General features: G+C 62.1%; 17 protein-coding genes. 8 read left to right on the forward strand and 9 right to left on the reverse strand.

The features are described from left to right. Positions 1-29 precede the first annotated feature (29 nt). Positions 30-1,223, reverse strand: coding sequence for a pyridoxal phosphate-dependent aminotransferase (locus BLS41_RS22675; RefSeq protein WP_074768898.1), 1,194 nt, complete (start codon positions 1,221-1,223; stop codon positions 30-32). Between the two features lie 148 nt (positions 1,224-1,371). Beyond that, positions 1,372-2,853 carry an RNA polymerase factor sigma-54 gene (locus BLS41_RS22680; protein WP_074768900.1) on the reverse strand — a complete coding sequence of 494 codons (1,482 nt, stop codon included), beginning with the start codon at positions 2,851-2,853 and terminating at the stop codon, positions 1,372-1,374. Between the two features lie 511 nt (positions 2,854-3,364). Here BLS41_RS22680 and BLS41_RS22685 point away from each other — a divergent pair. Continuing rightward, entirely contained in the window at positions 3,365-3,703 is a 339-nt protein-coding gene (locus BLS41_RS22685) for a BON domain-containing protein (protein WP_074768902.1), read from the forward strand. 271 nt (positions 3,704-3,974) lie between these two features. Here the strand turns inward: BLS41_RS22685 and BLS41_RS22690 are convergent, their stop codons facing one another. Then, a complete protein-coding gene (locus BLS41_RS22690; protein ID WP_074768904.1) occupies positions 3,975-4,424 on the reverse strand; it encodes a PA2169 family four-helix-bundle protein in 450 nt (149 codons plus the stop codon). A gap of 374 nt (positions 4,425-4,798) precedes the next feature. Between BLS41_RS22690 and BLS41_RS22695 the strand changes: the two genes are divergently transcribed. Continuing rightward, a complete protein-coding gene (locus tag BLS41_RS22695; protein WP_074768906.1) occupies positions 4,799-5,050 on the forward strand; it encodes a hypothetical protein in 252 nt (83 codons plus the stop codon). Positions 5,051-5,191: 141 nt separating this feature from the next. Here BLS41_RS22695 and BLS41_RS22700 read toward each other — a convergent pair whose 3' ends face one another. The 5 genes from BLS41_RS22700 to BLS41_RS22720 all read right to left on the reverse strand — a co-directional run bounded on the left by BLS41_RS22700 (position 5,192) and on the right by BLS41_RS22720 (position 7,880). Beyond that, positions 5,192-5,773 carry a hypothetical protein gene (locus BLS41_RS22700; RefSeq protein ID WP_074768908.1) on the reverse strand — a complete coding sequence of 194 codons (582 nt, stop codon included), beginning with the start codon at positions 5,771-5,773 and terminating at the stop codon, positions 5,192-5,194. Positions 5,774-5,877: 104 nt separating this feature from the next. Then, on the reverse strand, positions 5,878-6,225 hold the full coding sequence (locus BLS41_RS22705) for a DUF1488 family protein (protein ID WP_074768910.1): 348 nt from the start codon (positions 6,223-6,225) through the stop codon (positions 5,878-5,880). Beyond that, entirely contained in the window at positions 6,222-6,785 is a 564-nt protein-coding gene (locus BLS41_RS22710; RefSeq protein ID WP_074768912.1) for a DUF4142 domain-containing protein, read from the reverse strand. Before BLS41_RS22710 ends, BLS41_RS22705 begins: the two co-directional genes overlap by 4 nt. A gap of 95 nt (positions 6,786-6,880) precedes the next feature. Continuing rightward, on the reverse strand, positions 6,881-7,432 hold the full coding sequence (locus tag BLS41_RS22715; RefSeq protein ID WP_074768914.1) for a type 1 glutamine amidotransferase domain-containing protein: 552 nt from the start codon (positions 7,430-7,432) through the stop codon (positions 6,881-6,883). Positions 7,433-7,538: 106 nt separating this feature from the next. Next, complete coding sequence (locus BLS41_RS22720) at positions 7,539-7,880, reverse strand: chemotaxis protein (RefSeq protein ID WP_074768916.1); 342 nt, start codon at positions 7,878-7,880, stop codon at positions 7,539-7,541. Positions 7,881-8,055: 175 nt separating this feature from the next. Between BLS41_RS22720 and BLS41_RS22725 the strand changes: the two genes are divergently transcribed. From BLS41_RS22725 to BLS41_RS22745, 5 genes are all read left to right on the forward strand, one after another. After that, the gene (locus tag BLS41_RS22725) at positions 8,056-9,345 is read left to right on the forward strand and encodes a DNA topoisomerase IB (RefSeq protein WP_074768918.1); all 1,290 of its coding nucleotides are present in this window, start codon (positions 8,056-8,058) and stop codon (positions 9,343-9,345) included. 133 nt (positions 9,346-9,478) lie between these two features. Next, positions 9,479-10,006, forward strand: coding sequence for a PRC-barrel domain-containing protein (locus BLS41_RS22730; RefSeq protein WP_074768920.1), 528 nt, complete (start codon positions 9,479-9,481; stop codon positions 10,004-10,006). Between the two features lie 207 nt (positions 10,007-10,213). Then, the gene (locus BLS41_RS22735) at positions 10,214-10,624 is read left to right on the forward strand and encodes a DUF3175 domain-containing protein (protein WP_074768922.1); all 411 of its coding nucleotides are present in this window, start codon (positions 10,214-10,216) and stop codon (positions 10,622-10,624) included. 136 nt (positions 10,625-10,760) lie between these two features. Beyond that, a complete protein-coding gene (locus tag BLS41_RS22740) occupies positions 10,761-12,083 on the forward strand; it encodes a cation:proton antiporter (protein ID WP_074768924.1) in 1,323 nt (440 codons plus the stop codon). Between the two features lie 96 nt (positions 12,084-12,179). Further along, on the forward strand, positions 12,180-12,752 hold the full coding sequence (locus tag BLS41_RS22745) for an FUSC family protein (protein WP_074771122.1): 573 nt from the start codon (positions 12,180-12,182) through the stop codon (positions 12,750-12,752). A gap of 22 nt (positions 12,753-12,774) precedes the next feature. Here BLS41_RS22745 and BLS41_RS22750 read toward each other — a convergent pair whose 3' ends face one another. Further along, complete coding sequence (locus BLS41_RS22750) at positions 12,775-13,752, reverse strand: cupin domain-containing protein (protein WP_074768926.1); 978 nt, start codon at positions 13,750-13,752, stop codon at positions 12,775-12,777. Between the two features lie 117 nt (positions 13,753-13,869). Between BLS41_RS22750 and BLS41_RS22755 the strand changes: the two genes are divergently transcribed. After that, entirely contained in the window at positions 13,870-14,235 is a 366-nt protein-coding gene (locus tag BLS41_RS22755; RefSeq protein WP_074768928.1) for a carboxymuconolactone decarboxylase family protein, read from the forward strand. Positions 14,236-14,256: the final 21 nt, after the last annotated feature.

Raw genomic sequence — 14,256 nt, forward strand, 5'->3', positions numbered from 1 at the left:
CTGCCCTTGAAGTGCGTGAATTATACCGTTCAGCCGCGCATGGCCTGATTACTCTTCAGCCCGTCGACAAACGCCGCAATCCGCTCGCACGCGTCGATCAACCGGGCTTCATCGACCACGAAGCCCAGCCGCACAAAACCGTTCGCCGTCTCGCCAAAAGCACTCGCGTCGAGCACCGACACGCCTTGCGCGCGAAAAAGCTGCCACGTGAAGTCCACCGTATCGAGTCCCGTACCGCTGACATCGACCATCATGAACATGCCGGCTTCCGGCAACAGACAACGCAAACCCGGTACGCGATGCAAACGCTCGAACACCACATCGCGCCGACGCCGGTAAATTTCGCGCATTTGCGCGGCAATCTCCGACTTGTTCTGCAAGGCCGTCAATGCCGCCTGCTGGATAAAGCCGGGCAAACCGTACAGCATCGCAAGCGCGAGCCGACCCATATGTTCGATCAGTTCAGCCGGGCCGATGGCCCAGCCCACGCGCCACCCCGCCATCGCGTGCGACTTCGACAGACTGCCGAGCGTCACCGTGCGCTCCGCCATACCCGGCAGCGACGCAATGCCCAGATGCTCACGCTCGAACGTCAGGTCCGCATAGACCTCGTCGGACAGCACCCACAGATCATGCTTGCACGCGAGTCGCGCTATCCGTTCGAGGTCCGCGCGCTGCATCACCACCCCGGTTGGATTGCACGGTGTCGCGAAGAAAATGGCCTTGGTGTGCGGTGTAATCGCGGCCTCCAGCGCGTCGCAATCGACGTGAAAGGCACGCGCCGGATCGACCGGCACCGGCACGAGTGTCGCGCCCGCCGCGCGCACGCAGGCTTCGTAGGTCAGGTACATCGGCTCGGGGACGATCACTTCGTCGCCCGCTTCAAGCAGACATAGCGACGTGGCGAACACGCCGTTCTGCGCGCCAGCAGTGAGGATCACATTAGCGGCGCTCACATCGCAGCCGGTCGTGCGCGCATGATCTTCTGCGATGGCGGCACGCACCGGCTCACGTCCGGACACCGCGCTGTAATGCGTATCGCCGCTGCGTAAAGCGTCGATTGCACGTTCGACGATCGGCGCGGGCGTCGCGAAATCGGGGTCGCCCACGCTCAAGACGATGACGTCTTCGCCATTGGCCGCCGCCTGTTGCGCGACCCGATGGATTTCCCACGCCGACGTGCGCCTGCCCTGCAAGCGCTCGACCAGACTCGAATACTTCATTGGACTCATCCGTTCCGATTGGACCCGCCAATGTAAAGGCGCGCGCACGAAACGTCCAGATACGAAAAAGGGCCACGCGAGCGGACAGCCTCGCATGACCCTTGACCGCCGCCCTTGGCAGGGGGCGTTTACGCTTAATGAAGCGGGTTCAAACCTGCCGACGTAGTTCAGCCGGGGGCACCTTCATCAGATGGCGGTACTTGGCGACCGTGCGGCGCGCGACCAGCACGCCCTGATCGGCGAGCATCTTCGCGAGCGTCACGTCCGACAGCGGATCGTGGGTATTTTCCGCCGCGATCATTTCCTTCAGCAGCGCGCGCACTGCGGCAGCCGAACAGGTGCCGCCGCTTTCCGTGCCGAGTTCGCGCGGGAAGAAATGCTTGAATTCGAAGATGCCGCGCGGCGTCGCCATATATTTGTTGCCCGTAGCGCGCGAGATCGTGGATTCATGCAGACCCAGTTCGTCGGCGACATCACGCAGCACCATCGGCTTGAGCGCGATTTCGCCGTACTGGAAGAACGCTTTCTGATGCGCGACGATACACTCGGCTACGCGCTGAATCGTGTCGAAACGCTGCTGCGCATTGCGGATCAGCCAGCGCGCTTCCTGCAATTGCTGCGCGAGCGGCGAGCGGCTCGCACCCGCCGACTGCGCAAACAATTCCGCATACATGCGATGGATACGCGCGCGCGGCTGCACAGCCGGATTGATCGCGACGGCCCATTTGTTGCGCACCTGACGCACGATCACGTCCGGCACCACGTAGTTATCTTCGCTGCGGCCGTAGCAATTGCCTGGCTTCGGATCGAGCTTGCGCACGAGTGCGCAGGCGACGCGCAGCTCATCTGCGCTGCAACCAATCTGCTTCTGCAACTCCGCCTGCTCGCGACGTGCGAGGCGCTCCAGATGATGCTCGACAATCTGCCGCGCAACGTCACGCCCCGGCGTATCGTCCGACAGCGCATTCACCTGCAGCAACAGACACTCCGACAGCGAACGCGCGCCCAGCCCCGGCCGGTCGAGCGACTGCACCAGACGCAACGCAACCAGCAATTCATCTTCAGTCAATTCGGGTTCGAGATCGACGCTATCTGCGAGATCCGAAAGCTCCTGCCGCAGATAGCCATCGTCGTCGAGTGCTTCGATGATGAAACGCGCCACCGCGCGATCGCGATCGTCGAGTCGATACAGGCGCAGCGAGTCGTGCAACTGCTCGCGCAAGGTCGGTTGCGAGCGGGCCCATTCGGCGGGATCGCTGCTGTCCGAATCGCCATTCTGACGGGCTGAACTACGCGAGCCGTAATCGCCGGAAAAGTCTCCGGGCATATCGTCCTGGCCCGAGCTTTCCAGCGTGTCGTTGCCGCCGGCTTCAGCGGGCATCGAATCGGGTTCGGCAGTGGCGACGGCATCCGTTGCCTGCATGACGCCCGCTTCTTCGCCCGGCGATGCCGTGGCGAGCGCGACATCCTCCGTATCCGACGAGTCGTATTCGAGGAACGGATTCGTATCTAGTGCGGTACGTAACTCCTGCTGGAACTCCAGAGACGACAACTGCAACAGACGCACCGATTGCTGCAGACGCGGCGTGAGTGCAAGAGACTGCCTTGTGCGTAGTTCAATTGAAGGCATTGTAGTGAGGTCCCATTAGTAGCTGGAAAGCAGCCGAAATTGATAAGTGACCTCACTAGAGCAACTGTCGTACCAGGTCGCGCAAGCTACTGTTTTTTCGACGCTTTGCCCTTTCAGGCCCGTCAATTGCGCAGGCCCCGCGCGCCCTTTTTTACAAGCACCCGGCAATTTCCGGGCCTCTGCCTGGCGGGCCTCAACTGCAGGCGCCAAGCGCGCCCGTCACGCGATTCGTCAGCCTAAATGGCTGTGCCGTAACGGCTTTTTCCCGTAGACGCTCCATCACGGCCACCCCGGGCACACCACTTGCGAATCAGCTCTATGTGGACGGACGTCAGTCTTTGCACGCCAGGCGCAACCGGCGTAACGCGTGCAGAGGCTGTCGCCCGGTGTCGATAACGGGCCGTGACGGAACCGTAGCGGCAACGACCCCACGCGAGTCATCGGCGGCATTTGCCGCGATCGACCGCAGGCAACAAGACCGCAATTTTCATCAACACCCGAAGGAGAAACCATGAAGACCATCCAACTTCTGAAGACCGCAGGTAGCATCGCTTGTGTCGCATTCGCACTGAACGCGACGGCGCAAACCACGACAACGGCTCCGTCGTCGGCATCGGAAACCATCGGCGAACACGTCGATGACGGCACGATCACCACCAAGGCCAAGGCTGACCTGCTGGCCGCGAAGAACGTGAAATCGACGCACGTCCACGTGAAGACCCGCAAGGGCGTGGTGTGGCTCACGGGCTCGGTCCCCTCGGCCGACGACAAGGCCGCTGCTGAAGAAGTCGTGCAGGGCGTAAAGGGCGTGTCGAGCGTGAAGAACCACCTGAAGGTGGCCGCTGAATAAGCGCTGGCGATAACATCGGGAAGTGCCGGCGACATAACCGGAGCTTCCCGGGCGTCAGGCTTCAGGGAGAAAAATGCGGTTCGCGAAAGCGGACCGCATTTTTTGTGCGTACGGATTTCGTCGATCGACGTTGATGGCACCAGCGTTATTTATTTCGATGCCGCACGCACAAAAGCAGAAGCCCAAATAAAAAAACTGGCGCTCTTCTAGTCGAGCGCCAGCCTTTACTTCTTTATTCCCACTTAAGCCTTAAAGGCTCTAAAGCAGGCGCTTAACGCCTAGCCGCATACTGATCGCGCAAATCGCGCACACGGTCATGATTTTGCAGCACGCCCTGATACTGCCTTTCGACAATCGCGCGCACGTCCACCGGCAAATCCTTTTCGAGCGCGTCGTGATAGCGTTTCTTCGCGACGTCCTCACCCTTTTCACACTCGGCGAGAATCTCGTGATCGCTGCGATCCGTCACAGCCGACTTCACGTCGACCCATCCGCGATGCAGCGCGCCGCTCATGCTCCCACCCGTTTCCGGCTTGCCGCCGAGCGTTTGCACGGCATCCTGCAACTCGCGCGCACCGCGTGTGCAGTCTTCGGCGCGGGACAGGAAGAGTGTTTTTAGCTGCGCGTCATGTGCATCTTCGGCAGCCTTGCGAAAGCCCTTTTCGCCATCCTTCGAGGTTTCGACCAGATCATTCAGCACGGAAACAACGTTCGTAGCCATTCAATACCTCCGGGGTTTCGTTAATCGTGGAATCCGCTGCCGGCCATTGCATGTCGTATCTGTACTCACGTCATTCATGGCCGTCCGGCAACGGGGTTCGCTTAACTGTTCGCACGGGCCGTGCCCGGCGTCGCACGAACATGCACGCAGGCGAATCGTGTGCCGACACACTGGGAATCTTGCCGACGCGCGTAAATGTTTCTTATGACGAAGCGTGCCATCAGGCGTGAAACCCCGTCCCGCAAGCCTTGAGCCGATGGCACGCCGGTTGCTTTATAAGCTCGCCCGAAGCGCGCTCTGCATGAACCGACAGACTGCAAACGTGCCAATGAATTGAAAACAATGGGCAGGCAACAACGACAGGGAGAATCACCATGAAGAAAATCAGAAGCGCGGAATTTCTCGCCGCCGTTGCGATCATCACGTCGGCTACCGTGATGCAGATTCGCGAACATATGCAGCCTCACGAAGCGCCTGCTGCGACGCCGGAAGCCGCGCAACTGTCGTGCGAAATGCCACGCAGCGGGCTGCTGCTTGCGGCCTGCGAGCCGACGCGTAGCGAAGTTCCGGCAGAGCAGGATCGCGCGACGCGGCATTTGCGCGGTGCGTCGAAGATCTGGGTGTAGACGTGCCCGTTGAAACTGGAGCCGAAGCTCGCGAGAGGCATCGCGATACCGCAAACGGAATGACGCGACACGGCCCGACGCAAAAAAGCCCGACATCTGCCGGGCTTTTTCGTTAGCCGCCTGAAGCGAACGACTCTTAAATCACGCGCGCTTCTCCGCAAACTCATTGAGCGGCACCGGTGTTTTCAACGGATCGAAATCAGCCCAACGCCCTTGTTGCCAACGCCCACTCGCCCTCTCAATCGCCACGCCCCCGGCCTCGCGCAACACGCGCGCGGCATCGAGTTGATTGTCCGGTGAAACATGCACGGCGACCAGCACGCCGGAATCGCGCGTTTCTTCATGAAAAGGTGACCTGTGCGCCGTTTTACCGCCTTCTCGCGTGCGCGACATTGCGCCCACTAGCGAGCCGATATACGCTCCAACGCCTGCCGCAATCAGCGACACGATCAATGGCGCGGAAAACGCTGCGAAGATCGCCACCCCAACTACCGCGCCGATCACAGCGCCAATCGTTACGCCCATTCCAGCACCCTTCGGCGCATTTTTTGCGGCCGGGTCGGTGCTGGTGTCGCCGCCAATCGGATAACGCGCGTGCTGACCGCGCGGATTGACAAAGAACAGCGTCACGTCTTCTTCGACGAAACCTGCATTGAAAAGCTTCTGCGCCGCGTCTTCGGCGGTCGGGAAAGTGGTGAATCTTGCTGCAACGATGACTGACATCACGCCTCCTTGCATCGTAGAAATAGCATGAGCGGATCGCGCCGGATTGCTGCCGCGCATCTATCCTGCCAACACGCAGCACTAGCGGAATCACGCGTTGCGCACTACGCCGTCGCGCCGCGATCGGGCTCCATGCCTTCGACCCGGAACAGTCCGCTATGCAACACTACGCCTTCGCCATTGTTCTGGTCGAGCGCTTCTGCGCAGACTGAACGGATGCGTTGACGGCCTTTATCGAAGGCCGCCATCAAAGCCGTTTCGAGTGCCGATTCTGCGCCGAAGTGGTCTTCCAGCGCCTCAGCCGTGATCGCGCAGATCACCGCCTCGCCCTCTACCCGAGCCATGAACCGCACCGTCAGATTGGCGCCGTCAAAGGCCGGTTTGTCGTCCGGAAAATTTATCTGCATAAGGGAATCCTCATAAGCCGGCCGCGGCATGACGATCGCGTTCATGACGAGCCCTTCATTGCACCGGCGAGTTGCTCGGCCATCTCTAGATGATGCTTGATGGTCGGCAAAGCGTGCGCGGCGGCGGCTTTCAATTGCGGATCAGTGCCGCTCTGACTTTGCTGCGTGAACAGGTCCACGGCCCGCTGATGCGCTTCCACCCCAACCTGCTCCACGTACGCCTGATCGAACTCCTTGCCCTTCAGCGTCTGCAGCTTGCCGACCAGCGCCGAATCCGCAGTGGGCGTCGTCGTAAAGCCTTTCTTCGACACCAGCGCCGCCATCCCATGCGAGAGTTTGGTGTGGTCGGTGATCATCTGCTGCGCGAATTTGCGCACGTGCGGGTCCTGCGAATTTTTCAGTGCGACCTTGCTGGCCGCGATTTCAGTTGCGTCGGACTGCGAGGCCGTCTGCACGAACTGTTCATCGGCGGGCGACAGCTTGCTGCCGCTCACTGGCGCATCGCTGGGCGCTGCATCGCTGGCTTGCGCATGGACTGCGCCGATCGACGCCGCGCTCAACCCCAGCGCGACAGTCATCACTTGTAGGGAATACCGGAATTTCATGCACTTTCTCCCTGTTCGACGATTCACCGGAAACGAAGCCGATTCGCAAAGCGCGTGGCGTAAATCACGCGTTGCGCTTCGCTGACCACCCTCGCTTACGCCGCCTTGCGCTTCGACAACTGCGCAATCAGCGTTTTGTTAAAAGCGGGCAAATCGTCGGGTTGACGGCTGGAAATCAGATTGCCGTCCTCGACTACTTCCTTGTCCACCCACGTGCCGCCCGCATTGCGAATATCGTCCTGCAGGCTGGGCCAACTCGTCACCGTGCGTCCCTTGATGATTCCCGCCGACACCGGCAACCACCCGCCATGACAGATCACCGCAATCGGCTTCTTTGCGTTGTTCGCGGCCTTGACGAAGGCCTGCGCCTGCGGCAGCAGGCGAATGGCGTCGCCATTCACCACACCGCCCGGCAACACGACCGCGTCGTAATCGTCCGGGTTGGCTTTATCGAAAGTCGAATCGACGGCGACCGTATCGCCTTTATCGACGTGTTTGAAACCCTGAATCTTGCCGGGCTTCGCTGAAATCACGTGGACCGTTGCGCCCGCTTCGGCGAGCGCGCGTTGCGGCTCGATCAGCTCGGCCTGTTCGAATCCATCTACCGCGAGGACCGCTACCTTGTAGCCATTCAACGTGCTGGACATGCATTTTCTCCTTGATGCAGGGCCCTGCTGCCTGGACCCTCGCCTTCGTTAAAGACCAATTGAGCAAAAGACGTGCCCATGGTTTTTGCCTCGATCGATCACGTGGTCAAACGGAATCGGAGTCATCGTCCGTAGATTCTTCAGACTCGTTCAGCGGATCGATAATCCGGTCGGGTTCGATATCGGCATCAGGGGTCAGCGTCGAATCGCCGTCTGCCGCCTGGCGCTCTCCGGTGCCCGCGCGATCCGTGTCGCTGCCCAACTCGCTGTCGCCGGTTTCGAGCGCATGGTTATCGAGTTCCGAGTCGATATCGAAGGCGTGGCGTTTCGCACCCGCGACATCGCTGCCGCTATCGGACGAATCGCTCGGACCGAGTGCGCCGGTCGTACCGGCTGTTTCCTTGACGACCTGTTGCGGCTCTTCATCGGGATTTAGCGTGCTGCTCATGGTGCTCTCCTGGGTTCGTGGGTCACGAGGTGTTCTGCGCAAGGACCGTTCCGCCGGTCAGAGCAGGGGCACACGAGTCCTCGTCAGTTGACGCGCGACGCCGGGCATCGGCTTTGCTTGAAGAAGCAGCGTCGGCGCCTCGCGCGCCCGGTGCCTAAAATTTTTACCTCCGACGATGGCTACTCCAACCAGTACAACTCAACGCCGTCCCGATTGTTCGGACGAGAGCGCGAAACAGGCAGAGCCCGCCGCCATGCCGCCGGGTCTGCGGCACGCGGACGACACCAAACCCGGCTACACCCGCAAGCGCGAAAAAGACGGCTTCGTTTATTTCGACACCACCGGCAAGCGCGTCGACGATGAAGACGACATCAAGCGCATCAACGCGCTCGCGATTCCTCCGGCTTATGAAGAGGTCTGGATCTGCGCCGATCCGCGCGGCCATATTCAGGCGACCGGACGCGACGCGCGCGGGCGCAAGCAGTATCGATATCACCCGCGCTGGCGCGAAACCCGCGACGCCACCAAATACGAACGCATGGCTGAGTTCGGCCGCGCGCTGCCGAGAATCCGCGCGCGCGTCGCCCGCGATCTGAAGCTGCCGGGCATGCCGTGCGACAAGGTGATTGCCGCCATCGTGCAATTGCTGGATACCACGCTGATCCGCATTGGCAGCGTCGAATATGCGCGCGACAACCAGTCGTACGGATTGACGACGCTGCGCAAGAAGCACGTGAAGATCGAGGCGGGACGGCTGCGATTCAGGTTTCGCGGCAAGAGCGGCATTGAACACGACGTCACGGTGGAAAACCCGCGAATCAAACGTATCGTGCGACGCTGTGCCGAGCTGCCGGGGCACGACCTGTTCCAGTATCTCGACGATGACGGCACGCGTCATACGGTCGGGTCGGCCGATATCAACGACTATCTGCGCCGCGCAAGCGACGCGGATTTCACCGCCAAGGACTACCGGACGTGGGCCGGCAGCGTCTATGCACTGGCCGCATTACGACGGCTGATTTGCAGCGACGCGGCACAGGCTCGCCACCATATCGTGGCGACCGTCAAGGACGTGGCGGCTTTATTGCGCAACACGCCTGCCGTGTGCCGGCGCTGCTACATCCATCCCGCGGTAATCAGCGCGTTCGAAGCGGATCAACTTCAGGGTATGTCGCCAGGACAATCACGCCGGGGACTTCGCGTCGATGAGGTGGCGTTCGCCGCGCTGCTCGCGCAGGCGGAAAAACGCGCGGCAAAACTGGCGCGACAGGCGGGCGCGAAGGGCCGCAAAGCAAGGGAGTCGGCGGAGGCCGATAGCATCGACGGATCGATTACAAGCCTGCTGAAGAAGTCCCGCGAGGCGCGCAAGAAGGCCGCGCAAAAAGAAGAGACGAAGGCCGGTCGTGCGAAAACAGCGAGGCGCACAGCGGCTGAGTCGCGTGAAATGAGTCGGGCCGCACATTGAGTTTTTTCAGGCTCTTAAGCGCATAGGTGTTCGCACGAACGCTGCATCGATTTGCAATGAGCGGCAACTGCGCTGACGCGAGGCACGCCGGTTGCTGGACTTAACGTACATTCATCCGTACAGGAGTCACATCATGCTGAACCAGTCACAGACGCAAAGCGGTATGCGCCAGGAACAGGGCGCGCGTATCGTCGGCAAGGGCAGCGCGACCGCCGACGGCCCCGGTCCCGACGTGATGGCGGCAGCTACGCTCGACGGCGACAAGGTCATCAGCAGCGATGGCGAAGATATCGGCAAGGTGAAGGACATCATGCTCGATGTCGGCTCGGGCCGTATCGCCTATGCGGTGTTGTCGAGCGGCGGCTTTCTCGGTATCGGCGACAAGCTGCTGGCTATTCCATGGCACGCGTTGACGCTCGACACGCAGAGAAAGTGCTTCGTTCTGGACATGACCGCCGAGCGCGTGAAGAACGCTCCGGGATTCGACAAGGACCACTGGCCGTCGATGGCCGATCAGACGTGGGCGACTTCCGTGCATCAGTATTACGGCAGCGAGCCGTACTGGGGCCGTGACCGCTACGATCGCCGGGACGATGTGGGTGTCGGCGACATTGCTGCGGGTTCGTCGGATGCGCCCGAAGCAGGCGGTCTGAAGTTGTAGTCGCCGCGATTTTTAATGTTCTTTGCGGGCTCAGGTGTGAAACTGCTCATGTCCGCTCCGATGCGCCGGCACGCCGCCATGCGGCAGCCGGCGCGTTTCTCATGGAGCTTCGACATGGCTATGTCCCGCCCGGCCTAGCACCCGCACGCGCAGCCACAAGCGGCTCCGAAAGATCAAAGCGACTTCCCCAGCAAGGAGGTGGAACCCATGCCTGCCAGAAAATCCACCCGCAAATCCCGCCATCCTGCCGCGCGGAGCAAAGCAGGCCGCCCGCCTCGTCAGCGGCACGCACAGGCGCACGCCGCCCATCGCGCTCAAGCAGCGAAAAAAGGCACCGCGCAAAATTCGCGTAAGTGGTCGCATCATGTGATGGAAACCAGCGATGCGATGGACATCGAGCACGACATCTTCAAAACGGGCAGCGCCGACTCGATTGCGCAATCGCTGAAGCAGTCGTCGACGCATAGCCGCCGACGCAAAGGCACGCCGTTTCAGTCGGCGATGTCGATGCTCAATTTCTACATCAATCGTGCGGGCAGGAACCTGCCGAAGGCGCGGCGCGATACGTTGCAACGGGCCAAGCGCAAGCTACGTGAAGCATTCGGACGCGATCCCTGACCGGACGATTCGGCGCGTGCCTTTGCAAACACGCTGGCGACCGCCCGAGCTAACCTCCTCAACGCACCCGCGCCGTTAGCGCTCTTTACAACCGGCCGGCAGCGATTACGCACTCGCCGGCCCTCACCGGAAGCTCATGCGCGAAACATTGTGGTTCCTGATCGTCGGTGCCGTCCTCGTTTTCATGGGGCTGGCGGCGACGACACTGCGGCGCCTGCCTATCAGCGCCGCGATGTTTTACCTCGCGATCGGCTACGGGCTGGCGCTGCCCGGCGTCGATCTGTTGCGCCTCGACATGGCCGGCGACGCGCATCTGCTGCGCGTCATCACCGAAATCGCGCTGCTGGTTTCGCTATTCGCGATCGGTCTGCGACTGCGCCTCGGCATGCTCGAAAAACTGTGGACCGTGCCGTTGCGTCTCGGCTTCCTCGCGATGCTGGCGACCATCCCCTTGCTCACGCTGTTCGGCGTGTACGTGCTGCATCTCGGCTGGGGACCGGCCTTGCTGCTCGCGTCGATCCTCGCCCCCACCGACCCGGTGCTCGCACACGATGTCCAGGTCCACAATCCCGGCGATCACGACCTGTTGCGCTTCGCGCTCTCCGGCGAAGGCGGATTGAACGACGGCATCGCACTGCCCTTCGCGATGCTCGGCCTCGCGCTCTGCGCCGCGCCGCCCGCGCTGGCCGGCGAACTGCTGAACCTGCAACTCGCCGCGAGCATGGTCTGGGGTGTGGCGGGCGCTATCGCCATCGGCGGCGCACTCGGCTGGGCCACCACCCATGCGATCGCGTGGCTGCGCATGCGGCACGCGCAGGCGCTCGGACTCGAAGGGTTCTTCGCGCTCGGCCTGATCGAACTGTCGTTCGGCGCTGCGCAAATCGCACATACGTACGGCTTTCTGGCGGTATTCGCGGCGGGCGTCGCGATGCGGCGCGTCGAACATCGCGCGAGTGGCGGCATATCGCCGCGCCAGGTGCTCGGCACCGTCGATGCCGACGATGTCGAGGCGACCGCAGCCAATCCGAGCAAAGCGCATGCGTACGTGACGGAGTCGGTGCTCGGTTTCACGATCGAACTCGAAAGCATCGCGGAAGTCGCGGTGATGGCGATGGTCGGCAACGTACTCGCCACGTTGCCGACTCCGATCTTCACGTGGCAAAGCGTCGCGCTGATCGTCGCGCTGTTCGTGATCGTGCGGCCCGTGTCGGTGGAATTGTCGCTGCTGGGATCGAGCGCGACCCCGACCCAGCGACGCCTGATGAGCTGGTTCGGCATCCGCGGCATCGGCTCGTTTTACTACCTCGCGTATGCGCTCGAACACGGCGCGGCGGCGGATGTCATGCCGCTCATGCCGCTGACGCTTGCCGTCATTACAGCGTCGGTGGTAATTCACGGCGTGTCGTCGACGCCGTTGATGAACTGGTATCGAAGGCCGCGCGACGACCGGAAGCGGTGAGCGCGACTACATCTCATGTGTAAAGTGGACTCGCTAAAATATGGCACCTTCATGCTGCAACCCGGCCGGCACGGCCAACAAGGCCCCTTCCTTTCGATGACCACAAGCGACAATCCAACACGCACAGCGCGGGCGAGCGCTGCCAATTCGCTGTTTGCATTCCTCAAGGCATTGCCGCTCGGCGAGCGCCTGATCGAAGGCGGCTTCATGGCGGTGCAGGCCGTCGCTGGAGCCAGCCTCGCATTCGCGATCGGCCGCGCGCTGCATACCGAGCAGGCGTTCTGGGCCGCGATCACGGCAATCGCGGTCAGCCAGCACAGCTATATCGACACACGCAATCTGTCGCGCGATCAGTTTATCGGCGCGATGGTCGGCGGTATGTGCGGACTCGCGGGCGCGTTGCTCGGCGGCGGACATTTCGCCGCTTATGCCGCGACGGTCGCCATCGCCATCGTGATCTGCTGGGTTGTGAACGTGGGCAGCGCGGCGCGTCTGGGCGGCATCACCGCGACGATCATGCTGCTGGTGCCGGGCATGGGACCAGCGTGGGACAAAGCGCTGCTGCGTCTGGGCGAAGTGACGATCGGCACGGTCTGCGCGCTGCTGGTGGCGTACCTGATGTCGCGCATTGAGCAGCGCTGGTTCGGCAAACCCGCCGACGCGCGCTAGCCGGCGGAAGCCTCACCTCGCATCACCCATCCTCGTCTTGCGGACGCCGCCGGTAACGCCCCGGCGTCACGCCCACGCTTTGCGCGAACGCCTTGCCGAACGCGGCTTCCGATTGATAGCCCACCGCTTCGCCGATCTCCGCCGCGCTGCGTTGCGTGCGGCGCAGCAGATCGCACGCAATGGACATGCGGATCTGCGTGAGGAAATCCATCACGGTGACACCCGCGCGCTCGTTGAAGCGGCGTGCATAAGTCGCGCGCGACATCGCCGCAAGATCGCCGAGTTCGGCGATGGTCCATGCCCGCTCGGGCTCGCCCAGCATCGCCTGAACCGACGCGCCCAGGCGGGGGTCGGCCAGCAATGCAAGCACCCCGGATTCGGCGGCGTTCTGCTCGCCATGCACGCGCAAGGCCATCGCGAATAACGCGTGGCTCAATGCAGTGACAATGGCGAGCGCGCCGGGTTGACGGTGCGCCGCTTCGGTACGCATCAGCGCGATCAGCGTTTGCAAAGCGCCCAATGTCTGCTCGCCGCCGAGCGATACGTGCAAAGGATCCGGCAACGCGTTGAGCAGCAATGCGGACGGACCCGGCGCATAGACGAAACGGCCGCAGAGGAGATCGACTTCGGCGGCGTTGACTGCTGGTTCGTTTGCACCGTTAGCGAGGCTTTCTCCGCTGCCTCCGCCCCCGTCATTGCGACGCAAAGGCAACATTCCGTCATGGCTCAACGTCAAAGGCGCACCACCCGCCGAGCGCTTCGCATCGCGCATCCGATGCGCCGCGCCACGCGGGAACAGCATGAAGTCACCGGCCTGCAACGGCACCTGTGCGCCGCCCGCGGTCTCGATCAGGCACGCGCCGCCGAGCACGAGATGGAATGGCGCGACGCCCGCTTCCATCGGCGCGTGGTCGACGTCGAACGGGCCCGATAGCAGGCAGCGCAAGTCGAGACTGGCTTGAGGGCGGGCAAGGTCGATTAATCGGCTGAGTGTATCCATGAGACGATCGCGCTAAAAGTTGAGCGAAACGAGTATTCAGGATATCGCAGCGCGGCGCAATACTTTGTCTCACGACGCCGGCAACCGCCGACGCGCAACAGACCAAGGAGCACTGCCATGTTGAACTGGATCGATTACCGCAAAGCGCTGTTCGGCCGTATCGGTGAAATTGCGAAGTTGTCGCCGGATACCGTGAAGGCTTATCAAACGATGTCGGGTGCAGGTCAGAAGGCCGACCTGCTTGGCGCGAAAACGCGCGAGCTGATTTCGCTGGCGGTCGCGGTCAGCCTGCGTTGTGACGGTTGTATTACCGTTCATACGGCCGAAGCGCTGAAGCACGGCGCGACGCGCGAGGAAATCGCCGAGGCGCTGGGCGTGGCCGTCGCGATGAACGCAGGAGCGACGATGGTGTACTCGGCCCGTACGATGGATGCGGTTGCCGCTTATACGGCAGAAACGGCGAAGGCTGCGCAAGCGGTGTGAGTGATGTTTGGACGGCGGCGA

The organism is Paraburkholderia fungorum, from assembly GCF_900099835.1.
In the GTDB taxonomy this organism is placed as follows: Bacteria; Pseudomonadota; Gammaproteobacteria; order Burkholderiales; family Burkholderiaceae; genus Paraburkholderia; species Paraburkholderia fungorum_A.